At 48.6% G+C, this 26,239-nt stretch carries 23 protein-coding genes; 12 read left to right on the top strand and 11 right to left on the bottom strand.

Annotated features, from left to right (window positions below):
- Positions 1-158 precede the first annotated feature (158 nt).
- Complete coding sequence (locus ACO6UX_RS06760) at positions 159-764, bottom strand: MarC family protein (protein ID WP_269674865.1); 606 nt, start codon at positions 762-764, stop codon at positions 159-161.
- A gap of 353 nt (positions 765-1,117) precedes the next feature.
- Here ACO6UX_RS06760 and ACO6UX_RS06755 point away from each other — a divergent pair, with 353 nt between their 5' ends.
- The 4 genes from ACO6UX_RS06755 (at position 1,118) to ACO6UX_RS06740 (ending at position 4,103) form a co-directional block, all read left to right on the top strand.
- Positions 1,118-1,402: a hypothetical protein gene (locus tag ACO6UX_RS06755; protein WP_422446035.1), complete on the top strand. Its 285-nt coding sequence runs from the start codon at positions 1,118-1,120 to the stop codon at positions 1,400-1,402.
- Between the two features lie 103 nt (positions 1,403-1,505).
- Positions 1,506-2,558, top strand: a complete 1,053-nt coding sequence (locus ACO6UX_RS06750) for a methionine ABC transporter ATP-binding protein (RefSeq protein ID WP_422446161.1) — start codon at positions 1,506-1,508, stop codon at positions 2,556-2,558.
- Positions 2,548-3,204: a methionine ABC transporter permease gene (locus ACO6UX_RS06745; RefSeq protein ID WP_422446033.1), complete on the top strand. Its 657-nt coding sequence runs from the start codon at positions 2,548-2,550 to the stop codon at positions 3,202-3,204. The genes ACO6UX_RS06750 and ACO6UX_RS06745 overlap by 11 nt, the downstream gene beginning before the upstream one ends.
- A 74-nt stretch (positions 3,205-3,278) precedes the next feature.
- Positions 3,279-4,103, top strand: coding sequence for a MetQ/NlpA family ABC transporter substrate-binding protein (locus tag ACO6UX_RS06740; RefSeq protein WP_422446031.1), 825 nt, complete (start codon positions 3,279-3,281; stop codon positions 4,101-4,103).
- A gap of 35 nt (positions 4,104-4,138) precedes the next feature.
- On the opposite strand, the gene ACO6UX_RS06735 is transcribed toward ACO6UX_RS06740, so the two are convergent.
- The 3 genes from ACO6UX_RS06735 to ACO6UX_RS06725 all read right to left on the bottom strand — a co-directional run bounded on the left by ACO6UX_RS06735 (position 4,139) and on the right by ACO6UX_RS06725 (position 7,848).
- Positions 4,139-5,644: a hypothetical protein gene (locus ACO6UX_RS06735; RefSeq protein ID WP_422446029.1), complete on the bottom strand. Its 1,506-nt coding sequence runs from the start codon at positions 5,642-5,644 to the stop codon at positions 4,139-4,141.
- Between the two features lie 122 nt (positions 5,645-5,766).
- Positions 5,767-6,477, bottom strand: coding sequence for a hypothetical protein (locus ACO6UX_RS06730; protein WP_422446027.1), 711 nt, complete (start codon positions 6,475-6,477; stop codon positions 5,767-5,769).
- A gap of 237 nt (positions 6,478-6,714) precedes the next feature.
- Positions 6,715-7,848 carry a glycerate kinase gene (locus ACO6UX_RS06725; protein WP_422446025.1) on the bottom strand — a complete coding sequence of 378 codons (1,134 nt, stop codon included), beginning with the start codon at positions 7,846-7,848 and terminating at the stop codon, positions 6,715-6,717.
- 277 nt (positions 7,849-8,125) lie between these two features.
- Here ACO6UX_RS06725 and ACO6UX_RS06720 point away from each other — a divergent pair, with 277 nt between their 5' ends.
- Both ACO6UX_RS06720 and ACO6UX_RS06715 read left to right on the top strand, forming a co-directional pair.
- The gene (locus ACO6UX_RS06720; RefSeq protein ID WP_422446023.1) at positions 8,126-8,875 is read left to right on the top strand and encodes an SDR family NAD(P)-dependent oxidoreductase; all 750 of its coding nucleotides are present in this window, start codon (positions 8,126-8,128) and stop codon (positions 8,873-8,875) included.
- A gap of 24 nt (positions 8,876-8,899) precedes the next feature.
- Positions 8,900-10,384 (top strand): cryptochrome/photolyase family protein, encoded by a 1,485-nt coding sequence (locus ACO6UX_RS06715; RefSeq protein WP_422446021.1) that lies wholly within the window; start codon positions 8,900-8,902, stop codon positions 10,382-10,384.
- Positions 10,385-10,424: 40 nt separating this feature from the next.
- Here the strand turns inward: ACO6UX_RS06715 and ACO6UX_RS06710 are convergent, their stop codons facing one another.
- Positions 10,425-11,330, bottom strand: a complete 906-nt coding sequence (locus tag ACO6UX_RS06710; RefSeq protein ID WP_422446019.1) for a C2H2-type zinc finger protein — start codon at positions 11,328-11,330, stop codon at positions 10,425-10,427.
- Between the two features lie 221 nt (positions 11,331-11,551).
- On the opposite strand from ACO6UX_RS06710, the gene ACO6UX_RS06705 reads away from it, so the two are divergent.
- Complete coding sequence (locus tag ACO6UX_RS06705) at positions 11,552-11,743, top strand: hypothetical protein (protein ID WP_422446017.1); 192 nt, start codon at positions 11,552-11,554, stop codon at positions 11,741-11,743.
- 36 nt (positions 11,744-11,779) lie between these two features.
- Here the strand turns inward: ACO6UX_RS06705 and ACO6UX_RS06700 are convergent, their stop codons facing one another.
- Positions 11,780-12,622, bottom strand: a complete 843-nt coding sequence (locus tag ACO6UX_RS06700) for a hypothetical protein (protein ID WP_422446015.1) — start codon at positions 12,620-12,622, stop codon at positions 11,780-11,782.
- A gap of 156 nt (positions 12,623-12,778) precedes the next feature.
- The gene (locus ACO6UX_RS06695; protein ID WP_422446014.1) at positions 12,779-12,988 is read right to left on the bottom strand and encodes a hypothetical protein; all 210 of its coding nucleotides are present in this window, start codon (positions 12,986-12,988) and stop codon (positions 12,779-12,781) included.
- Between the two features lie 144 nt (positions 12,989-13,132).
- On the opposite strand from ACO6UX_RS06695, the gene ACO6UX_RS06690 reads away from it, so the two are divergent.
- A complete protein-coding gene (locus ACO6UX_RS06690) occupies positions 13,133-14,611 on the top strand; it encodes an ankyrin repeat domain-containing protein (RefSeq protein WP_422446012.1) in 1,479 nt (492 codons plus the stop codon).
- A gap of 124 nt (positions 14,612-14,735) precedes the next feature.
- Here the strand turns inward: ACO6UX_RS06690 and ACO6UX_RS06685 are convergent, their stop codons facing one another.
- The 3 genes from ACO6UX_RS06685 to ACO6UX_RS06675 all read right to left on the bottom strand — a co-directional run bounded on the left by ACO6UX_RS06685 (position 14,736) and on the right by ACO6UX_RS06675 (position 19,809).
- Positions 14,736-17,132: a hypothetical protein gene (locus ACO6UX_RS06685; protein WP_422446010.1), complete on the bottom strand. Its 2,397-nt coding sequence runs from the start codon at positions 17,130-17,132 to the stop codon at positions 14,736-14,738.
- Between the two features lie 158 nt (positions 17,133-17,290).
- Positions 17,291-18,625, bottom strand: a complete 1,335-nt coding sequence (locus tag ACO6UX_RS06680) for an RNA ligase (ATP) (RefSeq protein ID WP_422446008.1) — start codon at positions 18,623-18,625, stop codon at positions 17,291-17,293.
- 110 nt (positions 18,626-18,735) lie between these two features.
- Positions 18,736-19,809, bottom strand: coding sequence for a DUF3080 family protein (locus ACO6UX_RS06675; RefSeq protein WP_422446006.1), 1,074 nt, complete (start codon positions 19,807-19,809; stop codon positions 18,736-18,738).
- A 129-nt stretch (positions 19,810-19,938) separates the two neighbouring features.
- Here ACO6UX_RS06675 and pdxB point away from each other — a divergent pair, with 129 nt between their 5' ends.
- Positions 19,939-21,099: a 4-phosphoerythronate dehydrogenase PdxB gene (gene pdxB, locus ACO6UX_RS06670; protein WP_422446004.1), complete on the top strand. Its 1,161-nt coding sequence runs from the start codon at positions 19,939-19,941 to the stop codon at positions 21,097-21,099.
- Between the two features lie 184 nt (positions 21,100-21,283).
- Here pdxB and ACO6UX_RS06665 read toward each other — a convergent pair whose 3' ends face one another.
- Entirely contained in the window at positions 21,284-21,649 is a 366-nt protein-coding gene (locus ACO6UX_RS06665; RefSeq protein ID WP_422446002.1) for a YacL family protein, read from the bottom strand.
- Positions 21,650-22,080: 431 nt separating this feature from the next.
- On the opposite strand from ACO6UX_RS06665, the gene nirB reads away from it, so the two are divergent.
- Genes nirB through ACO6UX_RS06650 form a run of 3 tightly spaced genes read left to right on the top strand, consistent with a single transcriptional unit; the run spans position 22,081 to position 26,230 of the window.
- Complete coding sequence (nirB, locus tag ACO6UX_RS06660) at positions 22,081-24,618, top strand: nitrite reductase large subunit NirB (RefSeq protein WP_422446000.1); 2,538 nt, start codon at positions 22,081-22,083, stop codon at positions 24,616-24,618.
- A complete protein-coding gene (nirD, locus tag ACO6UX_RS06655) occupies positions 24,618-24,974 on the top strand; it encodes a nitrite reductase small subunit NirD (protein WP_422445998.1) in 357 nt (118 codons plus the stop codon). Before nirB ends, nirD begins: the two co-directional genes overlap by 1 nt.
- Positions 24,974-26,230, top strand: coding sequence for an NAD(P)/FAD-dependent oxidoreductase (locus tag ACO6UX_RS06650; protein WP_422445996.1), 1,257 nt, complete (start codon positions 24,974-24,976; stop codon positions 26,228-26,230). Before nirD ends, ACO6UX_RS06650 begins: the two co-directional genes overlap by 1 nt.
- Positions 26,231-26,239: the final 9 nt, after the last annotated feature.

Genomic DNA, 26,239 nt, shown 5'->3' with positions numbered 1-26,239 from the left:
TTCGGACTGAGCTTGTCGAAGTTCGGTGGCACGACCCTTCGACAAGCTCAGGGTGAACGGAAATAAAAGACAATTCCTAAGCGCTTCCCGTTGCCCGCCTTCCGCATAAGCATAAGCAGGCTGTCTTTTTCGGGCGGCAGGCAGCTTATTGACCATTCCTAACTCATCCAGCGCTGAACCCCTAGGGCGGTCATCACCAGTTCTACCGACAGTGCGGCCAGTATCATGCCCATTACCCGGATGATAATGGCCGAGCCATTGTGGCCAATCACCCGAAAGATCCGGTCGGCAAACAGCATCAGGCCACAGGTGACCAGAAGCACCAGCGTCATGGCACCGGCGGTCATGGCCTGCTGGCTGAAGGTTTTGACGTGATTGTCGGTCAGTACAATCACCGCCATAATGGCCCCGGGGCTGGCAATGGAAGGGACCGCCAGAGGGAATACGGCCAGTTGATGACCGGGTTCCCTGGATCCGGAACTGTCTTCAGGGTCAGAAAAAATCATCTGCAAGCCGAACAGGAACAGGATGATTCCGCCTGCCAGCTGCAGGGAGATCAGCTGAATGTTCATCGCCTTTAGAATAATCTGACCAAGAACCAGTGCCGAAAGGAGAATAACAAAGGCGTAAATGGTCGCTTTCAGGGCGACTCGGCGTTTTTGCGTTTCTGACAATCGTGCCGTCAGTCCAGTGAACAGTGCCAGAGTGCCGACCGGGTCAATGGTGGACCAGAGCATGATAAAGTCTTTGAAGAAAAGCTCCATAATAGTACCTGCCCAGTTGGTTATGGGTGTTATAGGATGAAGCCGGGCAGCCATTCCTGGGAATAGCGGTCAAACTGCGCAAATACCTGACGACATCTGTTCGTTATTTCATGGTTCCTGTACACATCCAAAATCTGGAAAAATGGCAACCATGACTGAATAAAAATATTCCTTCTTCTTCAATTAAATAAGACAAACGTCAATTGTCCAGTGATTAGGTACACAGCAGGAAAAAAAGTGACCAGTACCTATGTTTTGGCTATCGCTAACTATATATAATTTATTCTTATTTTTTTATTCGAAAAAACAATATAACAGAGCCTGAGTTAATTTCTAAGGCTGGATGTCGTTGCATGGAACTGTCACTTCTGCACGTTGTTGCTGCCATGGGGGTTGTTGGCCTGGGGGCTATTGTCCAGGGAACCATCGGCTTTGGCATGGCGGTTGTTGCCGCACCTTTTCTCTATCACATAGATCCTGCCCTGATACCGGGACCGCTGATTTTTTCCGTGCAGTATTTCAGGTATAACCGCTATTCTGTCTGCCGTTTGAAGGTATCCGGAGGTGAGACCGGGAGAGTGAGAAAGTTGACAGAAATCACTATTTTGGATAGTTTGTCACGCCATGCGCTGATTTGACCTTGGCTTGCGAGCGCATTACAAATTCCGCTAAAAGAAGGGTTTCAATTAAGAATTCCTTATGAAACCACTCTGTTAGCATCAGGGTGGTTTTTTTATGCATATGATTGAATTGAATAACCTGACCAAGGTGTTTGCCGCCGGGGGTACCGAGGTCAAGGCCATTGACGGAGTAAATCTGTCGGTGCCTGAAGGTGCCATCTACGGTGTGATTGGCTCCAGTGGCGCAGGGAAAAGCACGCTGATTCGTTGCGTCAACTTACTGGAGAAACCAACTTCCGGCCAGGTGCTGGTGGATGGTCAGGACCTGACTCTGCTACCAGAGAAATTATTGCGTCAGGCCCGTCACAACATTGGAATGATTTTTCAGCATTTCAATCTGCTGTCCAGCCGCACTGTGTATGATAATGTCGCTCTTCCCCTGGAGTTGGCCGGTGCCAGCAAATCAGAAATAGAACAGGCCGTTCTGCCCCTGCTGGAACTGACCGGGCTGGACTCGAAAAGAAACAGTTATCCTGCCCAGCTGTCCGGCGGTCAGAAACAGCGGGTGGCCATTGCCCGGGCCCTGGCCAGTAAGCCGAAAGTGCTGTTGTGCGATGAAGCCACGTCCGCACTGGACCCGCAGACTACCCGGTCAATTCTTGCCCTGCTGAAAGACATCAACCGTCAGCTTAAAATTACCATTCTGATCATTACCCATGAGATGGATGTGGTGAAAACCATCTGTGATCGAGTGGCCATTATGAGCTTTGGCAAGATCATTGAAGAGAATGAGGTAGAGCAGTTCTTTCTTAACCCCCGGACGGATCTGGCCAAAGAGTTTGTGCGCAGTGCGATTCATGAAAAGCCGGTGGCAGAAATTGAAGCCCGGTTCCAGTCTGAGCCCTGTGAAGGTGCCAGGCCGGTGGTGCGCATTACCTTTGTCGGGCAGGGGGTTGTCCAGCCGTTGATTACCAGGGCGGCAAGACAGTTCAACACGGACTTTAATATCCTGCAGGCAGATATTGAAACGGTCAATGAAAAAGCCATGGGCTTTTTGATGGTGGAAATTATGGGTGAGCCGGAAGGCATTGAGCAGTCGCTGCAGTTTTTGCAGGGCTTGCATAACTCACCAGACAATACGGTCCAGGTAGAGGTGATTGGTTATGTCAGCTGATGCATGGTCACTGTTGTTCAAGGCGCTCTGGGAAACCCTCTATATGGTGGCCTTTTCCGGAGGCATCAGCTTTCTGCTCGGTATCCCGCTGGGAGTGCTGCTCTACGTGACCCGGGAAGGGCGTATTCTGGAAAACCGCATTGCCAACCTGGTTCTGGGCGGTATGGTCAACGCCGGGCGTTCCATTCCTTTTATTATTCTGATGGTGGCTATCATCCCGTTGACGCGACTGTTGACCGGTACTTCCATTGGTACCACCGCCGCGATTGTGCCACTGACCGTGGCGGCGATCCCGTTTGTTGCCCGCATTGCCGAAGGTGCCTTGAATGAAGTGCCTTCCGGATTGGTGGAGGCCGCCCAGTCCATGGGGGCCAGCCCGTTGCAGATTGTTACCCGGGTGTTGCTGCCGGAGGCCAGGCCCGGGCTGATTAATGGCATGACCATTACGCTGGTAACACTGGTGAGCTACTCGGCCATGGCCGGTGCCATTGGTGGCGGCGGTCTTGGTGACCTGGGCATCCGTTATGGCTACCAGCGGTTTGATGGAGTCATCATGCTGGCCACGGTGGTGGTGTTGATTGCCCTGGTGCAATTGCTGCAGATGGTGGGTGATCGCCTGCAGCACTATTATGATCGCAGTCACTAATAATTATTTGTAAGGTGGGAATCCATCAACGTCACTAATGTTGATGGCATGTTGTTAAAGTCCGGGAGTAATCAATGACTTTTAATATTCTAAAAACAGTAAAAATCCTGGCCAGTTCGGCGGTATTAGCGTCAGCAGCATTGCTGGCAGGCTGTGGTCAGTCGGATGATCCAGAAGGCCCGCTGAAGGTGGGGGTGATGGCGGGGCCTGAGGCCGATGTGATGAAAGTGGCGGTAGACATCGCCAGACAGGACCATAATGTGGCTGTGGAGCTGGTGGAGTTCTCTGATTATGTGTCGCCAAACGTAGCGCTGTCGGACGGCAGTATTGATGCCAATGCATTCCAGCATCGCCCTTACCTGGACAGTATGGTGCGTGACCGGGGCTTTAAGCTGGTTGCCGTTGGTAACACCTTTGTTTATCCCATTGCCGCTTACTCAAAGACGTTGAAAGACATCAGTGAGTTGCAGGATGGAGCCAAAATCGCTATTCCCAATGACCCAAGTAATGAAGGCCGTACACTGATTCTTCTGCATCAGCGTGGCTTTATTAAGCTGAACGATGTGAATAATCTGGAAGCAACACCGGCAGATATCATTGAAAATCCCCGTGACTTCCAGTTTATTGAACTGGATGCGGCTCAGCTGCCCCGCTCACTGGATGATGTGGATATGGCCTTTATCAACAACACCTATGCGGTACCGGCGGGTTACACCCCAACCCGTGATGCCCTGCTGGTGGAAGATAAGGACTCTCCCTATGTGAACATCATCGTCACCCGTGAAGATAATCAGGCAGACCCGCGTGTACTGGCCCTGGTTAAGTCGTATCAGACGGATGCGGTGGAAACCAGGGCTGCGGAGCTGTTTAAAGGGAGTTCTGTGGCTGGCTGGAAGTAAATGTTCTACATGCTGGAAGCGGTTTGCTTCCGGCATTATTTATGCTTTATGGCCTTGAGGCCGTTAATCATCGTTACCCCTTCGTGTAAAGTGACCATCATCTGCCTCTTCTGGGATACTGATACCACTGGCCGGTTGGTTTGCGTTTGCGTTTGCTTAAGACGCTCAAGGTTCTTTATGACTTGTTGAGAAAGATGGTTGACCTTTAGAATCGTTATTTCACTTTCACTTTCACTTTCACTTTCACTTTCACTTTCTTCTCTTGTTTCTTTTTCTATAGAATGGCTTTGTGCAGTTTGGCTGCCAGTGTTGTCACAAGTGACCTCATCCGTATCATCAACAGTTGATTCGTCGCTGTCGTAATCAGTTGATTCGTCGCTATCATAAACAGTTGATTGGTCGCTGTCGCAAACAGCTGAGTCGTCGGTATTACTGCATGATGGCACATAATCTTTGGCATTTATCTCTAAGAAGGTACTGTGGTTTTCTCGCAACTGCTCATTTCTGACGGGTAAAACCTCAGTTTCTGTCGTCAGTTTATTGATTTTACTGGGCTGTAGAGGATCGCATGTAGAATTTGTCAGTCTTTTTTGAGGCGTTACGTTTTCTCTACACGAAGAAGCATCCACCAAAGGTTCTTTATTGTTCTGGCTGGTTGGCTGTTCAATTCCGGCATCATGCTCAGCATCGGGCTGTGCTGAGGTTCTCTCCAAATCTGATGGTTTTTGTGTATCGGCCTTTTTCTGTTGATTATCTGGCAAACACTGATGATTGTTACCGGAACCTGAAAGCGTAATGTTTACGGCTGAGGGGGAGGCGTCGTTTTTTTCTTCAACTCTCAATTTTTTGCGCGGCCGTGGTATGAGTATTTCAGGAATTGGTTTTCGTTTATGTCTTTCAGGTCGACATTTTACAACGGCAAAATCTCTCCATTTGAACAGATCTTTTCTATGAAAGTCCGGAGACATTGCATTTGATAACTCAACCCAAAGCGCCAAAAGGTAATAGCCATTGCGATCAGCTGAAATATTTGGTCCGTCTTTCATTCCCAGGGAAATATCTCGTAGAAACTTGAAGTGATCTCCGTCACTGTTCCTTTTTAAAAAATCCAGGAGTTTTTCTTTCTTTGGCCTGAATTTCCAGGCGCTTTCCTCAATGAAATCGTGATACTTAAACGCTTTTCCAATCATTTCATAGGCAGCTTCCACCCTGGTATTATCAGACTGACATATTTTCCTCAGAATGGGAGGAGTGAAAAATTTTTTGACCAGCCTGGGGGTTCTCTGATCCACGGTATTTTTTGTTAAACCAGTAAAACAGAAACGCTTGCCATCAAGAATGTAAATGGTTTGGTCATCATCTTCACACGGAGGAATTTTTTTGGAGCCAAAGTGGACATCAACATCCCGAAAGCCAAAGCTCCTGGCCTTTTTCAGTACGTCCTCAGCACTGGAGGTAGTCTTGGTAACAAAGTCCTCAAAAGTTCTGGGTTTGGAATATGTGTGATCAGTAGCAAATGCTTTGTCAGCACTCAGATCCATAATTTTATTCTCTTTAAATAGTCCGGAAAATCTAGCTCTCGACTTTGTGGTTGACAAGGAATCAGAAATGGTTGGAAAGTGGTTTCGCAGTGTGCAGGTTAATTCAGGCAATAGCAGAAGGATTAACCTTCTACCAGGTGGGTAAATGCTGCTAAAGCTTCCGGATCTCCACGTTTGATTTTATTCGCAATGACATAATGGAAAAAGTAATGGAAGTGTTCGTGATCCTGGGCCGCAAACAGGCATTCATCGCCCGGTAGTACCGGTGTGTTTTCGACCTTTTTATCATCGGCTACCATGGCCATGACCCGGCCATCGTTGTATAAACGCCAGCTGGTTACATGAACCAGTACAATCGTTTTAAACTGGTCTTCGGTCAGAATGGCATGGGTGCCGATGGTGTCGGGGATTTCCTGAATAATGACAGCTTCATCAGACTCTATGGGTGGGTAGTAATTGGCCGCGTTTTCCAGTTCCGCAACCTTGTGATCCGGTACGTCAAAAAATGCATGGTCGTGTATCTTGTCAAAGTAACCTTCCCAGTGGCCATTTAATGGGTCATTGAGCTCACGGGCAGGTACCACCTTATTCAGCCAGGGAATGAGGGCATCAACCGTGCCGTCTTTCATCATTGCCCAGCAGAGAATTTTCATGCTGAACAGCTTGCCCGGATTGGCATCATTGCTGTAGAGCATTTCCATACCGTCCAGTTCAGGAGCAATGCGCACAATCTGATGAAGGTTAACCTCGTCCAGAGGCTTGCGGGTGAACATATCGATGACATTGCCACTGTTATCATCGGGCTGAGTTTTATCTTCAGGTTCTTTGGCCATGAACAATCCCGGGTAAAGCTGAGTCTGGTAAAAATGAAGGAGTTCATAGCCCATATCGGCATGGTCGTATCATCCTGCACTATTGGTTGCAGTGGGGGAGCACAAACAGGAAGGTATGAATCCTGACGCTGATTAACAGACGCTTTGCACCACAAAGGCACAAAGAAGACTGGTAAGAGCAAAGATCAAACAAAAAAAATGCTTTTACTTTGTGTCTTTGTGGTTAAAACAAAAATATTACCGCAGGAGTATTAAGGCACTGGCCAGGTTTCTGGCTGCCCGGATCAGGTTCTCCTCACCTTTGGCCAGGGCCTCGGACAGTGGGACTGCACCGTGAACAATCGGGAACAACGCATCAATGCCACAGTCGTAGACCGCGTCAACATCGGAACCCACAGAGCCAGCCAGAGCAATCACCGGAAGATTGAACTGTTTGGCAATCCGGGCAACCCCCACGGGTGTTTTTCCCTGCGCGGTTTGTCCATCAATCCGGCCCTCTCCGGTAATCACCAGATCAGCGCCGATCAGTTTTTCTGCCAGGCCGACGGCATCCATGACGATGTCAATACCCGGTTTCAGTTCAGCATCCAGAAACGCCAGCAGGGCAGCACCCATGCCTCCGGCAGCGCCTGCTCCCGGCTGTTGCCCAACATCTTTGCCAAGGTCCCGTTGCAGAACGCTGGCATAGTGTGTCAATGCCTGGTCCAGTTGTTCGACCATCTCAGGAGTCGCCCCTTTCTGGGGACCAAACACTGCTGAGGCACCATTGGCTCCGGTAAGTGGATTGTCCACATCGCAGGCCGCAATAAACTCGATGGTCTGGAGTCGTCTATCCATCGCACCGGTATCAATGCGACACAGACGTGACAGCGCTGCACCACCCCGGGGCAGCTCCCGGCCATCAGCATCCAGCAGTTTTACCCCCAGTGCCTGCATCATACCTGAGCCACCGTCGTTAGTGGCACTGCCGCCAATACCGACGATGATGCGTTTAATGCCCTGGTCCAGGGCGCTGAGAATCAACTCTCCGGTCCCCCGGGTGGTACTGAGCATCGGGTTGCGTTGATCCCTGGGTACCAGCTCAATACCTGAAGCCCCGGCCATTTCAATGACAGCGGTTTCAGCATCACCCAGCAGGCCGAAGCAGGCCTGAACGGTCTCTCCCATTGGGCCGGTTACCGCAACATCCACCAGTGTGCCACCGGTAGCGTCCACCAGTGACTGCAGCGTACCTTCGCCACCGTCGGCAACCGGAACCTTGATGCACTCGGCATCCGGCAGGACCTGCTGCAAACCGGTTGCAATGGCCTGTGCTACTTTGGCTGCGGTAAGACACTCCTTAAAGGAATCGGGTGCAATAACAATTTTCATGGTCTGTTCCCCCAGTATTGAAGAGTGCCGTAAATCAGTGTGGCGGCCCCGGAAAAGCAGCAAAAACAGTGCCTGTCCACTTAGTTAGAAAATATGATTTCATTTGGTTAACTACTTATTCAGGGGGATAATCATAGTCCGTTGGACGATCTGTTGAGTTACAGGTTCCGTAGAGAAGTTTTTATAGAAATAATCGGTTAAACGCAACGCCATTCAGCCTGTCTGCCTGAGGCTGTCTTCTAAATAAGGTTTTCTAGCCAGATATATGGAGTGCTCCATGACAGAATTGAAACTGGACTCATTTGCCGAGGGCTTGCATGTTGCTGTCATCGGAGCCTCCGGTGCCATCGGCAAAGCCATGGTCCATTGGCTGGAGCAGGTACCAACAGTCACCAGAATTTATGCCTTTTCACGCAGTGAACCTGAGTTTGGCCAGGTGAATAAAACCGTTTTTCACCCCATGGATCTTCTGGATGAAAACAGCATTGCCAAGGGTGCGGAGCAAATTTCGGAGCCGTTGGACCTGGTGTTAGTCACCACCGGTATCCTCCATGAGGGGGAAGGCCTGAAGCCGGAAAAATCCATCAAGGATTTCCAGCCCGATCACTTTGCCAGAATCTTCGCCGTCAATACCACCGGACCCGCCATGGTTGCCAAATATTTTCTTCCCAAGCTGGCCAGAAACCGTAAGAATGTGTTTGCCGTGTTATCCGGCAGAGTGGGCAGCATTTCTGATAATCAATTAGGCGGCTGGTATGCCTACCGGGCATCAAAGGCAGCGCTGAATATGATTATCAAGAGCCTGGCCATCGAAATTGCCAGAAAAAACAAAGCATCGATTATTGCTGCATTGCATCCGGGCACAGTGGATAGTCATTTGTCCATGCCGTTTCAGTCCGGCGTGCCTGAGGGTAAACTCTTTTCAGCGGACTACTCGGCAGAACGGCTTTTGCATGTGATTGATCAGTTGACACCAGGGGGCAGTGGTCACATGTTTGCCTGGGATGGCGAAAAGCTGCCTTTTTGATGGTGCAAAACCTAAGGAGACAAGATGGTTATTATTCACTGGTTTCGTCAGGATCTCAGGTTGTCTGATAACCCCTCTCTGTTCGAGGCGGCTGGCAATGGCCAGGTGCTTCCGGTATTTATTCTGGATGATCACTCTGCCGGTCAATGGGCTCCCGGCAGGGCCAGCCGCTGGTGGCTGCACCACTCACTGGCAGCATTAAACGACGCTCTGAAAGGCCGACTGCTGGTGCTTCAGGGCGACGCGGCAAAAGTGCTTCCGGAGGTGGCGGCGGAATATAAGGTGGATGCCGTTTATTGGAATCGCTGCTATGAGCCCTGGCGGATCCAGCGGGATCAGCAAATAAAGAAAGCCCTGCGAAATGACGGGCTGGAAGTCAAAAGCTTCAATGGTTCCCTGCTCTGGGAACCATGGACCGTGCTGAAAAAGGATCGAACGCCCTACCGGGTATTTACGCCTTACTATCGCAAAGGGTGCCTGGTAGCTGAACCGCCCAGGGAGCCATTGCCGGTACCGAAAAAAATCCGGTGTGTTGATACCACCTCGAAAAGCGACATCAATGACCTTGAGCTATTGCCAGCCGGAGGTTTTGTCCCCGCCCATAATCCTGAGTCTGCCGGTGAGGCAAAACAGGTGCGCTGGGACCATAATCTGTATGCCTACTGGTGTGAGCAGGGCAGAGGGGTTGGTGAGACAGCGGCAAAAAACAAACTCCAGGATTTTCTGGGCGAGGGGCTGAATGGGTATAAAGTAGGGCGTGATTTCCCTGCCAGGCGCAGCATTTCACAACTGTCTGCCCATCTTCATTTTGGTGAGGTATCCCCCAATCAGGTCTGGTACGCGTCGGCGGCTGCTGCAACCGACAGTAATGTGGAGACGGACCTTGACTGTTTTCACTCAGAACTGGGCTGGCGTGAGTTTTCTTACTATTTGCTGTACCACTTCCCAACACTGCCGGAGCAAAATTTCCAGCCAAAGTTTGACGGCTTTCCCTGGCAGGATGATCCCGAAAAACTCAGGCGGTGGCAGAAGGGACTGACCGGTATCCCCATTGTCGATGCCGGGATGCGCGAACTTCGGCAAACCGGGTTTATGCACAACCGGGTGAGAATGATCGTCGGCTCATTTCTGGTCAAAAATCTGCTACAGCCTTGGCGGCATGGGGAAGCCTGGTTCTGGGACTGCCTGGTGGACGCTGATCTGTCCAGCAACTCGGCAAGCTGGCAATGGGTGGCGGGTTCAGGTGCGGATGCGGCACCCTATTTCCGGGTTTTTAATCCGGTTACCCAGGGGCAGAAGTTTGATCCTGATGGCGAGTATATACGTCGATATGTACCTGAGCTTTCCGGGGTACCGAATAAGTATCTGTTTGCGCCCTGGGAAGCCGACGACAATGTCCTTTATCAGTCAGGTGTTATCCTGGGGGAAAATTACCCATCGCCTGTGGTTGATTTGAAAAAGTCCCGGGCTAAAGCGTTAGAGGCGTGGCAGGCCATTCGCACTCAATAAGCTGGCCTTGATATAGAAGCATCTTCATTTTGAATAGCTTCTAACTCGTATGAACGCGTTTGTGTCTTTCCAGATTTGCCTTTCTGATAAATCCTTTATTGCAAATCTCACATTCATACGGCCTCTCCCCTGTATGAGTGCGTTTGTGTCTTGTCAAACATCCCTTTCTGATAAATCCTTTATTGCATATCTCACATTTATGCGGCTTCTCCCCTGTATGAGTGAGTTTGTGTCTTGTCAAACATCCCTTTCTGATAAATCCTTTTTTGCAAATCTCACATTCATGCGGCTTCTCCCCTGTATGAGTGAGTTTGTGCATTTCCAGATTACTCTTCTGGATAAAGCGTTTATCGCAATTCTTACATTCAAACGGTCTCTCTCCCGTATGAATGCGTCGATGTCTTTTCAGAACAGACTGATAATAAAATCTGCTATCACAACCCTCAAACTCACATTTCAATGGTCTGTGACCCAGATGAGTGAGTTGGTGTCTTTTCAGATGCTCATTGCGGGTAAATGTTTTATCGCAACCATTCAATAAACATTGATAAGTCTTGCGCTTTTCTGATGGTAGGGCTGCTGTATTGGGCTGCAGGTACTGCTGTTCATTAGTTTGTGAATTTTGACCGTAAAACCCAGTCGGGTGATAAAATCCGACACGTTGACTTGCCTGACCTGGCCCTGAAGACTGTTGACCCAGTCCGCCAGCAACCTGGTTTTCAGGGGTGGTTAATTTGCACATTCTCTCCCTGAGGTCTTGAGCCACAGACCTTTCCTCCCCCTGCTTTGGTTTTATGCCCAAGTCAAGAGGCTGGCCTTGAACTCTTACCTCTCTGTGAGAGGACGTTGTGCCCGATACTGGTTGCTCAGAACTGGCCCTGGTCAATAAATATGAGGCTATGGCCTCAATTTTTGCACCTGAAGCATTTAAACGTGCTGAATTCATGTGTTTATCATTTGTATGATAATCCTCCCGGGAGGCCGATCGATTTACTGTCGAGTAGGGTAGTCTATTCTCGGTCAGCAACCCGGCTTTGACATATTTGTAGGTTTATGGTTCCCGTTCACAATCGTTCATTTGATTATATTCAGATACCTGTTTATGTATTAAAAATGATTATCCTGTCATTTATTACACGTCTTAAGGCGTGTATTTAGCTGGATTAGATGATCAAAGGGGCATTTGATGAGATGTCTTCACTTGGGACATCCTACTGCCAGGGAAGTTTAATGAACGTTGATTGTTATAGAGAGCGAAGTTTTGCGAAAGCTGAAAAAACAATCCTTGAGGTGGGTGACTTTTCTATTGCTCCTGGTTTGAATTTTGCCGCCAGATTACTGGCGGCCATCTTTAAGTAGCTAACCATATGATTTCATATGGTTAGCTACTTATAGTTACAGATTATCAACGGTGTTAAATAAGGTTCTTAATTGTGCGTCAAGTTCGTTAAAGTGAACAATGTCCGCCTTTGGCGCTTTTTCAACGGGTTCTGGTACATATTTGAGATTGCAAATTTCCCTGAAGTAAGGGGCATCAAATTCAAAACGACTTTCCAGTTGATGACCGCAGAGTTGCCATTTGTCCTTGTCAGCAGATTTGGTGGCAATCAGCTGGTTAATTGTATGTCGTATAAGCTTAATGGGTTTAATTGAGTCATGAAGCTTATATTTTTCAGGACGAGTAGTATGGATCAATGATTCAAGCGGTTGCTTAAATTCTTTTATAATTTTGATAAACCCAGCATTGTTTGGTTGAGAATCTGGCGGAATATCAAAGAATTTATCACTAAAACCTAAATCCAGAGTTTTGTTAACTTCCTTTAAAATGGTAATATCCTTGTCAATGTTTTTCCTTTTGATTTTTGTAGGATTAACCTTAAGATTGCTGGAAATAATATTTTTGGCAATAAATATATAGTAGGCCTTTTGTTTTAACTCTTCTAAAAGATTCAAGTAAAGCTCCAGGCAGTTTGTAAATGAGGTGTGCAAATTCTCAAGCACATCATCTTCTAGCTTTTCAGTTGAAACCGTATCAGTTGAAACCGTGCGTGAATCCAGGGTTTTGTTGGGAGCTTGACTCTGTTCGGAGTTGTCTGATCTACAGGACAGGTAATTAAAGGCAGACGAAATCGCCTTTACGACCCTGCCGAAGCAATAGCCGATCAGTTTAAACGGAGCTTTAATCGCCTCAATCAATATATTACCGGCGGAAGCTGCAATTTCAGAAATACTTTTCATAGTTTGTTTTCCCTAAGTTATTTTCCATTGTCAAAGACTGAAATTTCAATAAATTTCATGCAATGCACCGATAGAGATGCAATAGTTATTCTTTTTGGACATCGTTCTGATAAGAAAGTTCCATGCAAGTTGATTCATCAGAGATTATCAATGGTGTCAAATTAAGTCGCTTAATCGCGCTTCGAGATAGATAAATTGACCGCTGTCCGCCTCTGGAGCTCTCTCACCGGGTTCTGGTACATATTTGAGAGCACAAAGTTCCCTGATGTAAGGCTCATCGAAGGCAAATTGCTCCTTCAGTCTTTCTCCACAGCGTTGCCATTTATCCTTGTCGGCACAGGTTGTTTTCCCTTGGCTATTTTTCATATGGTTAGATACTTAAGTGGGTATCTGATGCAATAACTATCTATATAGCTTCATATTTTGAATCAGGGAACTTTTGGATAACTTTTCGACTCATAATATAAGATAAATGAATAACTAAAATAATTAACAAGTAAGGATAAACTGATGCTTCCAACCATAAAAGTAAATGTAACCGTAGAAATTGCGTATCCTTCAGCCTCTGGTTTGAAAAATGGATTGAAACTGAATCAACCCGATCACACGGGTTATTTCCCGGGACGTGGAAAAACCAGCGTTGGCAGCTGGGGTAAAAAACTGCCAGTTATGGGAAAGTGTCCCTCTTGTGATTATTCAGGGGGGGTTAAACTTGCTGATCGAACCACGGCTGAAAAAAGAAATATGACCTCCCTGCTCACAAATGTGATGCAGCAGACAAGTCCAGGAAAAGAAACGATCAGTAATAAAGTGCTGCTGAAAAGGATATTGCTCGCAGGAGATCCCTGCTCAGAAATTCAACTCAACACAAGTCTCGGTTTCTGGCAGAACTTCAAGCAGAATGGATTGGTAAAAAAAGCAGTGAGTGATTTCTTCAAAAATTCAACCCATGATTGTTTTCCTGATGGCTCAGTTTGCGGTTCACTGCTACAAGCCGAACGGCTGCTGGATACGTTTGTCAAAACGAAATCTGCTCGAAGGTTGTATAGAAAAGCCGTTGCGAATAATCTGGTGTGCCTTGAAAGTCTTTTGAGAAAGGCGGGTGTTGATATCAATTATCAAAGCCTTAAAAGTGGTAACACACCAATAATGGCCGCAGCCCGGGCAAAACACTGGGAAATGGTTAGTTTATTGCTCGATAAAGAAACCTGCGTGGATACACACAACAAATCTGATTATCATTTATTGGAAATAATTTTTTGTGCCAGGGATAAGAAAAAGATTACCGATAAGCAGCAATATGAACTTACTTTACAAGTGCTTAAGCGTCAGCCTAATGCCAGGATTAAGGTTGCACAAGGCAAGGAGGAAATGCTACTTGCCCTTTATGCCTTTAAATATGCAATCTCGGAAAAGAATTGGCTATTATGCGATGCTTTACTGGAAAAAAACGAATGTCTGGTCACCGAATTACAACAAGAACCGATAAGATCCAAGATTATCATGGATGTAGTGACGGGCTATTATGATCGGCCAATAACAACGAAGTATCTGGCTAATTTGACAAATAGTAAAGGGCAGCCATTGTTAAATCTCAACTGTAAGACAGCTCGTGGCGAAACGCTCCTGATGCTGGCATTAAAAAAAGGCAAAACCCAAACTGTGTTATCCCTTCTTAAGACCCCGGGTGCTTTGCAAAATATTAATGATACCGTCTATTTTCAATCAAAAAATCCTAATTGGTGGTCAGCATATACTTATGCTCATTACTACAGTAACTACTATCAAAACGGCTTTCTCCTCGATGAGCTAGAGCGTCGTGGAGCATTGCCGAGACGTGCTGATTTTTTGAAAAAAAGACCATCAGATAATAACCATGGTCATTCCTACAGTTTCGGTGCCTTTGTCCTTGATGATGGTGATTGTGATGGCGGTGGCGGCGGCGGTGGCAGCTGTGATGGCGGTGGCGGTGGCGATGGAGGTTGTTAGTTTTTTTTCGATAAAACTGTGATGATACTCAGGTTATTTTGAACTGGTGATTTAGACCGTGAGTCATAAAAACTCAGGTGCCAGATCTTTTACGGAGAGAGACCTGACGCCTGATTTCATTTGGTTAACTACTCAGGCTGGTATCACTTGCGCCTACTAATTCAGACAACTCCAGGCCTGTATCAGGGTTTGCGGTGGAAAAACGCTGGCTTATGGTTTCTTTGATCCGGGTAAGCGGGTAGATGGCCAACGCTTTACCTTTTAACCCTTGCCAGTAGCCCTGGTACCACTGGTACAGGGCATAAAGGGTCACACCACCGGCAATCATCCCCCCTGCCACAATGCCGCTGGTCAGGGCTGTTGGAAATTCAACGTCAACTTCCTCGCTGTTATTATGAAGGGCTGAAGCCGTGCTGTTGACGATCCCGTTACCGGCCGCAGCAGATAGTGACGACCCATTTTGCCGGGAGGGTATTTCTGTTGACGACAAGTGTTTAATGGTGGCTGGTATCCGGTCACTGGTGGCCACACTTGAGCTGTCGGCTCTTTCGGTTGCGGGGCAACTGGCATTATCGCAGGCAAGATTTACCGTAGTGCTGATACCATCAGCAAAACTGGTTAACTCAGTATTGCAGGCAACTGTGCCGGAAAAGTTGCGATGAGGATCACCAGCTGCTAAGCCGGCGCGATACCCTTTGATGACACTGCCGCAGACCCGGGTATCGCTGATACTGCCAAAGTTATCCTGGCGACCGGCAGCAACACCGACCGCTGCACTTCCTGTATAACGGTTCGTGTCTTTTTCCCAGGCAAATAGTCCACAGTCAACGGCGGTTGTTTGGTGTACTGTGGTGTCAGCATCGTTAAACGCCGCAGCAATTGCAACGGAACTTTTGTCCGTTTCAGCATCGATTATCGTCTCTCTGGCAGTTGTGTTATGAATGCTACAGCCTTCGGCAACAGCCGCAGCAACGGCCGCATGGCCTCCCGCCGAATCTTCTCGAAAGCTGCTCTGGGACAACTCCAGATCAGAGTCGATGTCCAGGGTATGTTTGATGGTGCTATTGTGACAATCTGCGGTAACGATACCAACATGTGCCGGTAAGAAAGAGTTAACGGTTGCCTGCAGGTGGTTGTCGCGGGTGGTAGTATCCAGAATTGTGCAATGACGGGCATCAGCAACCACCATTGCGATGCGTCCATCAATTATTATGGAATGATAATGAATTTTGTTTTGATTGTGGGCCTGCGTATCTTCAATACGGGCAAAATCGGCCCTGCCGGCAACACCACCGATATTGGCCGCGAAAATGCCCGGAGAGCTTTCAATGCGGTTATGAATCAACGTTGAGTTTTTAACGACCACATTGTTATGTTCGTTACCAACTATTTTCCCTGCGATCAGGCCGATGTTGATATTGGTCTCGGCCCGGGACCTGTTCAAGGTACGTCTGCCGCTGCCAATTCCTGAGAGGAATACCTTGCAGTTTTCAACCTGGTTGCTGTCGATGGTGGCTCTATCCAGTGCTTGCCCGGCCAGCATGCCGACGTCAATCCCACTGCCCTGAATAGCAATGTTGACGTTGTTGATCTGGTTGTCCCTGAGTACGGCGCTGTCGTTCATCTTGCCTGCCAGCATCCCCAGCTGTCTGTGTTGTTGTACCCAGGGTTTTACAGCTGTAACCCTGATCTTTGAATTTTCTACGACGATGTTTTCCTGCCTTGAGCCCCCTGACATGGTACAGGCAACCAGTGCTGCACTGCCTGTGTCGTTAGTCCCGGGCAGTCCTGCACGGTCAATATGGCCATTAGTAATTGTGAGATTGCGGACTGTTCCATTGCCCTCCAGGCTGTTAAACAGGCAGCCCTTCAGGTTGCTGATGGTATTGCCGTTACCGTTGTACTCACCGGTGAAGTGCGGGATAGGCGAGTGGTTGCCAGCATCAATATCAGTGGTCTGTGCGTAGGTACCATTGGCTGGACAACAGGGATCCTTTCCGACTTTGGCCAGGACTGCGGCTCCATCAACAGGAATCGGTTTGCCCCTGCTGCCCGTGGGGGCGGTTGAGGCTGCCGTGGTGGGTGCTGAACTTGTGTCAGGACTGCTGGCCCGCTTTGTTGGTTTGTTACTGCCAGTGGTGTTGACTGTGGCCGAACCATGAGTGCTGGCAGGATTGCTCCCCTCTGAAGAAGCCCCGTCACAACCGGGCAGGCTGGCCAGCGCCATACAGGCCATGACGAGTTGATTAATGGTATTCAGATAGCTATTGGCCGGTATGGTTTTCTGGACCAGGCGCAGGGCCAGCTCTCTGGGTTGAATATTCAGTTGTATCCATGGGGTATCCGGCTGATCAGACCCTTGATGGGGGTCAAAGCCCGGATGGATGGATTTAGCTATCGACTTACTGATATTCCAGTAGCGTGACCAGCCAGAAGCCTGCTCCGGGTCGATGTTGCTATCAGTGCCAGCCGAATCAGACGTTGGCGTCAGGGTTATGCAGGAAGTGAGTATAGGGGGCATTGCAGGGATTCCGGGTTGAAAAGATTCTGATTACACATGTAGATAAAAATGAGAATAATTGTTTTTTATTTTTGTAATTCCGGGATTGTTCAGCGTTTTTGCTGCTGATGTCCCGGGACTGCTGTAGAGCAGAAACGGGAAATCAGTGAAACGATGTATTAATGTGCTGCTTTGACGGGATTGTCTTTTAACAGATAATTGTTGGAAACCACTTTAAAAGAGATTCTTTCCTCCGGATCGTTGCCGTCGAATACATAGACCAGACCTTCTCGTTTTTTCTGATTGTTTAACTTTGATTTTCCGTTAGCATCCACCAATACCTTATCAATAGTTGCAGCCAGCTCCTTGTTATTGGACACAACAGGGCAGGTGGGTAAACCTATTTCCTGGCATATTTTTTCCATTTCTGCCTTTTTTATATATGACTGTTTGTCAATATCATAAATATTAAACACAAAAAGCTGGAGTTCCTCGAGTTCGTATGGATTAGCTTCTATTTTGTGACCGACGACTTCAGCCTGGATCGCTATATTTTTTCCCAGGCTCCTGAGCTTTGATTCAATGTCATTCTTACTGGCTACCTTACCCAGTGGGTGAACTCTATCTGTTTTCAGTTCGTAGTTCTTTGAGCAAATACCGAAATCGTTATTTCTCAAATAAAATGTTGAACTTGTTCCGTTCAGTTTCTCTGAGACATAGAATTTTTTATCTTTGAAGGAATCAAAAATAGAATGCAGGTTTTGTATTCTTTCTTCATCGGTCTTTGGAATAAAAAAGGGAAAGTAACCTTTGATAAAGTCACGGTCCGATAAGCTTCCCGGTCGCTCATATTTTTTTATATCGAGTTTTGCGGTTACATCATCCCCCAAATTGACAGTTACATCATTTCCTAATGATGAAAGCGGCAGCACCAGGCCTTGTGACAGCTGACCACGGAGTTTGATGGTTTTCAGGCGAAAACCTTCACTGCCATCAGGTAAGACTGTATGGGAGGATTTTCTGAGAAACTCGTACTCATCCCTGACCGGCAAGACGCTATCAATTTCGCAAAAAATAACCGATTGGCCTGGTTTAAATTCGGATTTTTCAACAACCACTTTCCAGCCATCGACCGTAGCAACTTCAATTTTATCAGCATTTTTAATAGGCTGTATTTCTGAAATGGTTCTAATGGTTGCTAACTTTCTTACATCATCAGGGATGCCCGTATTGGCCAATGGCTGGGGAGCGTCAGACTGACTTGCCGCAATCGAACGATCAGTGATAGACGTTGAATCTTTTGCAATGTCTTGTGCAAAACCCGGGGGCTCCGTGTTGAGCGGCGGCAATTGTGGTAAAAATTCACCTTTCTGACCAGAATCAGCTACGGTCTTGCCAGAAAAAGTCGAATTGTTTGCAGAAGCAGTGTTATCAATACTCGATTGCACGGAATCACTGCCGGAAACAGTAAAGTTTGCAGCACCTCTGCTGAGGCTATCGGAGGGCAAGGACACTGGCTAATACTCCTGATAATTAATTGATCGGGATTTGCGACATAATCTGACCATTTGTTTTAATAAAAGTTTCCTTTCCATGCCGTTGGGATCAATTTCAGACAGCTTTGCTAATTAATTTGTAACGCTGGTGCTTTGCCACATTGATCCAGAAATTCAGCCCAGATGGTCGTATGGTGCTTAATGCTCTGTTCCAGCTGATACCAGGGGCTGTGAATGTTTGACGCTTGCGTGATCAGGCTGAGATAGTGTTGAATGTCATCCCGGGGTGCAGCTGGCAAGAGGGAGAGCAGACGCTTGAAGTCATTCCGGATAATGGTTCCTTCCTGATCAACCCTGGCAAGATAGGGCTGAATCTTTTCCCGATAAAACAGTCGAAAGACATTGTGCAGCCTTTCTACTTCCGCAGGGTCAGCAGCGGGGCAAACAGGCCCTTTTTCCAGACGAAGCTGCAGTATATTGGCAGCATGGTTTAGGGTCTGACTTAACAGGGCAGCGGAGTAGATGAGTTCTCCCAGGTACCGGCTGGTGGTAACCTGTTGCAAGTGACGTTCCAGATCAGTGGCGGTATAGGGGGGCTCAAGTAATTGATCGGGCAGTAATCGGGTGAGGTAGTTAAGTGCTTCGCGGGTTCCCCGGAAACTCGCCTGATCGTCAATGGCGAGCAACCTGCCCTGACTGTGCAACTGTTTGCTGAATTCAGTATTGGCAAATACCAGGTTCCACTCAATGGCTGGAAACGTTGCCAGTTTTTCGCTGAGTATCTCTTGAAGTTTGGCAATGACTTCCCGGTTGTCATTGGTTTTTTGTAAAGAGCCGATGCATTGGGGAATCAATGATAACAGGGTTTTCTCATAGAAATAGTGTTGCGAGGGGAGCATCTGCTTGCCCAGGCTGCTGTTTCTGTAGGCCACAGCCTGACTGAGGGCAGGGCATTTGAGCAAATCCAGTGCTTCCAGAGCTTTTATACGGAGATCGGGTGCCGGATAAGCGCGCTGTCTTAACGGGGGCAGCGTGGGGATAGCGATCTCTGGTTCAGGGATATCGACACCGGTAACCCGGCTGAGTCGATGGGGGTATTCCTCAAGAAAATACTCAGGCGAGGAGTGGTCTGAGCATCCGGATAACATCAGGGCAAAGACAAATAACAGGGTTGGAAACCGGTCTACCGTTATCTTGATCACTGGACCCTCAGGCAGGGATGCTGTTTTTGAGGCTTTCATGTTGGTATAACATAGCCAGTTTATTATTTTTAGCTTTTTTTAAGGGTCAGCGCTGGCTGTTAATGACAACAATTTTATGAAACATCGTGTATGAAAATAGTGGCTGATGAAAATATTCCCTTGCTGATGGAGTGCTTTGGGGCGATGGGGGAGGTGGTTGCTCTGCCTGGCCGGAACATTTCACCGGAGGATGTGCAGGATGCGGATGCTTTGCTGGTTCGGTCCGTGACTAAAGTGAGTCGGCAGCTGGTGGAAAACAGTTCACTGAAGTTCGTCGGTACTGCCACCGCAGGTTTTGATCATATCGACCGGGAGTATCTGGCCAGCCGGGGAATTGCTTTCAGTCATGCGCCGGGTTGCAATGCCACGGCAGTGGTTGAATACGTTCTGGCGGCTTTGGATATTCTGGCAGAACGAGACGGTTTTGAACTGCGTGATCGAACAGTCGGCATTATCGGCAAGGGGCAGGTGGGTGGTCGTCTGTATCAGATGATGGAGCGGCTTGGGGTAGAAGTGTGTGCCTGCGACCCCTGGCTGGCATTGGCAGAAGGCAACAGTGGTCGCTATGTCAGTGTTGATCAACTGATTGCATGTTCGGATGTCATTTGTCTGCATACCCCGCTGATAATGGATGGCCCATATCCAACCCACTATCTGATCGGTGAGCAGCAACTCAAGGCAATGAAGCAGGGAACGGTGTTAATTAATGCAGGGCGGGGGCCTGTGATTGATAATGCCGCTTTAAAGCAGTGTCTGGGCGAGCGTGACGATCTGACCGTTGTGCTGGATGTCTGGGAGTATGAACCCGATGCTGACCCGGAATTGATGACTCGGGTCGATATTGCGACCCCCCATATTGCCGGATACAGCCTGGACGGAAAGATTCGCGGTACGGAAATGATTTACAAGGCACTGTGCCGGCACTTTGGGCTTCCTGCCAGGGTGCGTCTGCCTGCGATTACGCCATTGCCGGTACTGAAACAGATGAAGTTCAGTGAGGGAATGACCTTTTCAACCACCTGTTCCAGGGCGATCCGTTCTGTTTACGACATTCGTCGTGATGATGCCACGATGCGCAAGGGGCTGATAAGGGCTGAAGAATCTCAACGCAAGCTGACGTTTGATTTGCTGCGTAAGGATTACCCGGAACGTCGGGAGTTCAGTACACTGCGAGTGGAGTTGAAAGACTGTGCACCGGAATTAGTGCATATCTTTCAGGCATTGCAGTTCAGGATTGGTGATGAACTCTGAATGGAGTTCATTCTACTCTCCTAGGAGGCTGACCGAGAATAGCGCCCGTAGCGAGGATGGCAGAAAATTGAGGATAAAAAGTCGGAAATTTTTAGTAAATAGTGGTTCTATTTGCTAAAAAATTCCGACTTTTTAGACCAATTTGCTGCCACCGCAGTAGGGCAGTCTATTCTCGGTCAGCCTCCTAGATATTCAGAAAGTCCTGCCAGCAAACCAGGAGAGTTTTAAAGTCATCCAGGCCACAGTGGCTGATGGATTCATGGTCGTAATAGTCCAGGTCTTCCATCTCTTCACAGTCCATTTCGGTATCCAGCAGGGCGGCCCGAACTTCGGCGTGATCCCGGGTCAGATGAAGGCGATAATCTGTGCCATCATCAAAATATTCCCAGCGCTGTCCTTTCTCCAGACTTTCAACCACCAGTAACAGGTGCTCCAGTTGTTGCCTGTTACTGCCCAGCTCTTCGGTCAGCCAGATGCCCATGGTTTCATGGTCCATGGAGAACTGAGCTTCCGGACGACCGGAAAAGTTGCGCTGGAAATGATAGTCCATAGTGGTGTGATATCAGAGAAACCAATAAAAGCGGGAAAGCTATTTTAGAAGGCTGCGCAGGTTTGCCAATAAGTAGTTCAATCAAAATTAATCAATAATCAGGTTTCATCGACCTGAATTCTCTGAAACTTTAAAAGCCTCCTATGCGCCAGGTCAACTGGCAAGCGGGTGTGAGTACTGAAGCGTTCTTTTGCAGTGATGCCTCAAAGCAGTGTGATGCACCAGAATTATTCCCTGAATGTCGTTCACTTACATTTTTGGTCTTATTTTGGTGCATGGATTATCGATGGCCGGAAACCTGAAGGCATTTTGCCACCGGCAACAAGCTGCCGCTCCGGCAAATCCTGTTGTGACAGCGCTTTGCGTGTTTTGGCATATCCCCTGCATGTGGGGAGGAAGAATTTGGTTTATTAAAAGGGGAATTAGCCGAAATGAGCGGGAAACAAACCCTGGTAGTGGTCGGTAATGGCATGGTCGGTCACAGCTTTATGGAAAAACTGGTGGCTGCTGGTGGATTAGAGCAATACCAGGTGGTTGTTTTTGGTGAAGAGCCCCGCCCTGCATACGACCGTGTTCATCTGTCCGAATTTTTCAGTGGTCGCAGTGCAGAAGATCTGTCCATGGTGCCTGACGGTTTTTATCAGAAACACGGCATTGACTTGATTCTGGATGAAGCAGTTATTGCCATTAACCGTGATACCCGGGAATTAACCACCAATAAAGAGAGACGTATTCATTACCACAAACTGGTGCTGGCTACCGGTTCTTATCCTTTTGTGCCGCCGGTACCGGGACATGAGCGGGACAACTGTTTTGTCTATCGCACCATTGAGGATTTGCAGGCCATTGCCAAAGCGGCTGGCAGCAGCAAGGTTGGCACCGTGGTTGGTGGCGGGCTGTTGGGGCTGGAAGCCGCCAAAGCGTTAAAGGATCTTGGCCTTGAAACCCATGTTGTTGAGTTTGCGCCCCGCTTGATGGCGGTCCAGGTGGATGATGGCGGCGGTGCCATGCTGCGACAGAAAATTGAAGCGTTGGGTGTGCAAATCCATACCGGCAAGAATACACGGCTGATTACCGATGGTGAGGGGACTGTCCATCAAATGCAGTTTGCTGATGGTGAGGTTTTAAACACCGATATTGTGCTGTTCTCGGCGGGTATTCGCCCTCGGGATGAACTGGCAAAACAGGCCGGGCTGGTGAGGGGTGAACGAGGGGGGATCGTTATCAATAACGACTGTCTGACCTCGGATGAATCGATTTACGCCATCGGTGAGTGTGCATTGTGGGATAACCGGATATTTGGCCTGGTCGCTCCCGGTTACCAAATGGCCCAGGTGGCGGTTGATCATATAACCGGTAAAGACAGCAGCCAGTTTACCGGCGCAGATATGAGTACCAAGCTCAAATTGATGGGGGTGGATGTTGCCAGTATTGGTGATGCCCATGGCAATACGAAAGGCTCCCTCAGCTATCAGTTTATCGATGAGGAAAAACAGGTTTATAAAAAACTGGTGGTTTCCAAAACCAAAAAGCGGGTATTGGGCGCGGTGCTGGTGGGTGATGCAGACGACTATGGCACGTTACTGCAAATGATGTTGAATGGCATTGTGCCACCGGCCAATCCGGCTGAGTTGATTTTACCTCAAAGCGATGGCAGTGCCAGTGCCGGACTGGGTGTTGCGGCACTGCCGGAGACTGCCCAGATCTGTTCTTGCTTTAATGTCAGTAAGGGGGATCTGGTCGATGCAGTGGCCGCAGGTTGCCAGGATATTGCTGCACTCAAAGGGGCAACCAATGCTGGAACCGGCTGCGGTGGTTGTGCCCAGCTGGTAAAACAGGTGCTTGACCATGAACTGACGCAACTGGGAGTCGAAGTCAAAAAAGACATCTGTGAACACTTTCCCCATTCACGACAGGAGTTGTATCACCTGGTCAGGGTGGGTGAGTTGACAACGTTCTCTCAGGTGATCGAAAAGCATGGTCGCGGGATGGGCTGTGATATCTGCAAACCAACCATTGGTTCTATTCTGGCTTCCTGCTGGAACGATTACATTCTGAAGAGTGACCATGCCCCGCTGCAGGACACCAACGATTATTTTCTGGGGAATATCCAGAAAGACGGCACTTACTCCATTGTTCCACGGGTTCCCGGTGGTGAAATTACCCCTCAGAAGCTGATTGTTATTGGCGAGGTGGCCAGAGACTTTAACCTTTACACCAAAATCACCGGCGGGCAGAGAATTGATCTGTTTGGTGCCCGGGTGAATGAGTTGCCCGCTATCTGGCAGCGGTTGGTGGACGCCGGGTTTGAAACCGGACATGCCTATGGAAAATCCCTGAGAACAGTTAAATCCTGTGTCGGCAGTACCTGGTGTCGTTATGGTGTTCTGGACAGTACCAGTATGGCCATTGCCATTGAGCACCGTTATCGCGGGGTGCGTTCACCCCATAAAATCAAAATGGCTGTTTCGGGATGCACCCGGGAATGCGCTGAAGCCCAGAGTAAGGATGTTGGCGTTATTGCCACCGAGAAAGGCTGGAATCTTTATGTTGGTGGTAATGGCGGTATGAAACCCAGGCATGCTGACTTGTTTGCCACCGAACTCGATGATGAAACCCTGGTGAAATATATTGACCGTTTCATGATGTTTTATATTCGCACCGCTGACCGGCTCCAGAGAACCTCGGTCTGGCTGGATAATCTGGAAGGTGGTCTGGATTATCTCAAGTCAGTGATTATAGACGACAGCCTTGGCATTAATCAGGCGCTGGAAGATGAAATGACCCATCTGGTGGGCACCTATCAGTGTGAGTGGAAAACGACACTGGAGAGTCCTGAAAAACTCAAGCGTTTCAGCCATTTTATTAACAGTGACCAGCCGGACAGCCATGTTGTTTTTGTCGATGAAAGGCATCAGATACGACCAGCAACAAAGCAGGAAAAAATACAGCTGAAGGAGGTTATCTAATGAGCCAGTGGACGACAATCTGCCAGGATGAACAACTTTCTGCAAACCTGGGCATCTGCGCCCTGGTGGGTGCTTATCAGGTGGCGGTATTCCGGGTAAAGGATCAGGTGTTTGCCCTGGATAACTTTGATCCATTCAGTGGTGTCAATGTGATCTCCCGGGGCATTGTGGGGGATCTGCAGGGGCATCTTGTTGTGGCGTCGCCTATTTACAAACAGCACTTTGATTTAACCACCGGACAATGTCTGGAAGATGACACCGTCAGCCTCAATGTATTCCCGGTGCGAGTCCATGAAGGTGCCATACAGGTGCAGCCTGCACCGCTGGTAAGACCAGTTGCTGAGCAGGTTGCCTGATGTGCCATTATCAACAGCCGGATGGTCGGCAAAAACTGGTGATTATTGGCAATGGTATGGGCTCGGTCCGCTTTCTTGAACATCTATTTAACGGTGGTCAGTGCCCTTTTCATGTGACCGTACTCTCGGAAGAGGGCTGCCCGGGGTATAACCGGATTCAGCTGTCCAAATTGTTGGCGGGCAGTGTCGATCTGGATGGGATTCAGCTGAAAAGTGCCGCCTGGTATCAGCAGCAGGGTATCGAGCTACTGATGGGCGAGAACTACAAAGCGATCCGGATTGATCGCTCATTAAAGCGGGTGGTCACCCACGGTGGTGATACGTTTGACTATGACCGTCTTGTTCTTGCCACTGGCTCTTTGCCCAATCAGATTCCGGTGCCCGGGGCGGACCTTCAGGGCGTTCTGGCCTTTCGCAGTCTGGCCGATGTCAACCTGATGCTGGAAGCAGGTCAGGGGCAGGCCGTGGTGATTGGCGGTGGTTTGCTGGGGCTGGAGTGTGGTAGTGGTCTGGCCAAACGGGGTATGTCAGTGACCATCGTCGATAATATGCCCATTCCCATGGCCCGTCAGCTGGATCAACATGTCGGTGGGCTATTGCGAAAGGAACTTGAGGGCAGAGGCATTGCTTTTCGCAGCAGTGCTACGCTGCAATCCTATCAGGGCGTTGATGGTCGGGTTTGTGGTGTGCAGATTGATGGGGAATATCTGCCCGCATCGCTGGTGGTGGTGACTGCCGGTGTCCGGCCTAACATACAACTGATGCAGGAGGCGGGCCTGACATGCGACCGTGGGGTTCTGGTCAATGAGCGGCTACAGACGTCTGATCCTGATATCTTTACTGTGGGTGAATGCGCGCAGATGCAACTGACTGGCGGGCAGGAAGCGCAGTCATTGTTGTTTGGTCTGGTTGCTCCGGTGTATCGGCATGCGGAAATTGTTGCTGCATCGCTGCTGGGGGACCATGATCAAACGTTTACGCCGGTCCCCATTCCCACCAATTTGAAAGTTGATGGTATCAACCTGTTTTCCAGTGGTGAGCTCATTCCGTCTGACTCGGATCAAGTGATGACACTGGATGCCTCAGACGCTGGAATCTATCGCAAACTGGTACTTCAGAATAATCGCATCAAAGGTGTGCTCCTGTATGGTGATGTAACTGATGGCCTTTGGTACCAGGAGTTGATGGAGTCAGGCACTGACATCTCATCCATCCGGCAACAACTTATTTTCGGGCAGCGTTTTCTGGCTGCATGACGGTTCTGA

This window comes from Endozoicomonas sp. ALB091, from assembly GCF_049310265.1.
Classification (GTDB): Bacteria; Pseudomonadota; Gammaproteobacteria; order Pseudomonadales; family Endozoicomonadaceae; genus Endozoicomonas.
Note: the sequence above shows the minus strand (reverse complement) of the source record. Positions and strands in the feature narration are given on the sequence as shown.

Excerpts from the sequence above, each read along its gene's own strand:
- ACO6UX_RS06760 (WP_269674865.1), bottom strand. The coding sequence starts at position 764 with ATGGAGCTTTTCTTCAAAGACTTTATCATGCTCTGGTCCACCATTGAC.
- ACO6UX_RS06755 (WP_422446035.1), top strand. The coding sequence starts at position 1,118 with ATGGAACTGTCACTTCTGCACGTTGTTGCTGCCATGGGGGTTGTTGGC.
- ACO6UX_RS06750 (WP_422446161.1), top strand. The coding sequence starts at position 1,506 with ATGATTGAATTGAATAACCTGACCAAGGTGTTTGCCGCCGGGGGTACC.
- ACO6UX_RS06745 (WP_422446033.1), top strand. The coding sequence starts at position 2,548 with ATGTCAGCTGATGCATGGTCACTGTTGTTCAAGGCGCTCTGGGAAACC.
- ACO6UX_RS06740 (WP_422446031.1), top strand. The coding sequence starts at position 3,279 with ATGACTTTTAATATTCTAAAAACAGTAAAAATCCTGGCCAGTTCGGCG.
- ACO6UX_RS06735 (WP_422446029.1), bottom strand. The coding sequence starts at position 5,644 with ATGGATCTGAGTGCTGACAAAGCATTTGCTACTGATCACACATATTCC.
- ACO6UX_RS06730 (WP_422446027.1), bottom strand. The coding sequence starts at position 6,477 with ATGGCCAAAGAACCTGAAGATAAAACTCAGCCCGATGATAACAGTGGC.
- ACO6UX_RS06725 (WP_422446025.1), bottom strand. The coding sequence starts at position 7,848 with ATGAAAATTGTTATTGCACCCGATTCCTTTAAGGAGTGTCTTACCGCA.
- ACO6UX_RS06720 (WP_422446023.1), top strand. The coding sequence starts at position 8,126 with ATGACAGAATTGAAACTGGACTCATTTGCCGAGGGCTTGCATGTTGCT.
- ACO6UX_RS06715 (WP_422446021.1), top strand. The coding sequence starts at position 8,900 with ATGGTTATTATTCACTGGTTTCGTCAGGATCTCAGGTTGTCTGATAAC.
- ACO6UX_RS06710 (WP_422446019.1), bottom strand. The coding sequence starts at position 11,330 with ATGAATTCAGCACGTTTAAATGCTTCAGGTGCAAAAATTGAGGCCATA.
- ACO6UX_RS06705 (WP_422446017.1), top strand. The coding sequence starts at position 11,552 with ATGATCAAAGGGGCATTTGATGAGATGTCTTCACTTGGGACATCCTAC.
- ACO6UX_RS06700 (WP_422446015.1), bottom strand. The coding sequence starts at position 12,622 with ATGAAAAGTATTTCTGAAATTGCAGCTTCCGCCGGTAATATATTGATT.
- ACO6UX_RS06695 (WP_422446014.1), bottom strand. The coding sequence starts at position 12,988 with ATGAAAAATAGCCAAGGGAAAACAACCTGTGCCGACAAGGATAAATGG.
- ACO6UX_RS06690 (WP_422446012.1), top strand. The coding sequence starts at position 13,133 with ATGCTTCCAACCATAAAAGTAAATGTAACCGTAGAAATTGCGTATCCT.
- ACO6UX_RS06685 (WP_422446010.1), bottom strand. The coding sequence starts at position 17,132 with ATGCCCCCTATACTCACTTCCTGCATAACCCTGACGCCAACGTCTGAT.
- pdxB (WP_422446004.1), top strand. The coding sequence starts at position 19,939 with ATGAAAATAGTGGCTGATGAAAATATTCCCTTGCTGATGGAGTGCTTT.
- ACO6UX_RS06665 (WP_422446002.1), bottom strand. The coding sequence starts at position 21,649 with ATGGACTATCATTTCCAGCGCAACTTTTCCGGTCGTCCGGAAGCTCAG.
- nirB (WP_422446000.1), top strand. The coding sequence starts at position 22,081 with ATGAGCGGGAAACAAACCCTGGTAGTGGTCGGTAATGGCATGGTCGGT.
- nirD (WP_422445998.1), top strand. The coding sequence starts at position 24,618 with ATGAGCCAGTGGACGACAATCTGCCAGGATGAACAACTTTCTGCAAAC.
- ACO6UX_RS06650 (WP_422445996.1), top strand. The coding sequence starts at position 24,974 with ATGTGCCATTATCAACAGCCGGATGGTCGGCAAAAACTGGTGATTATT.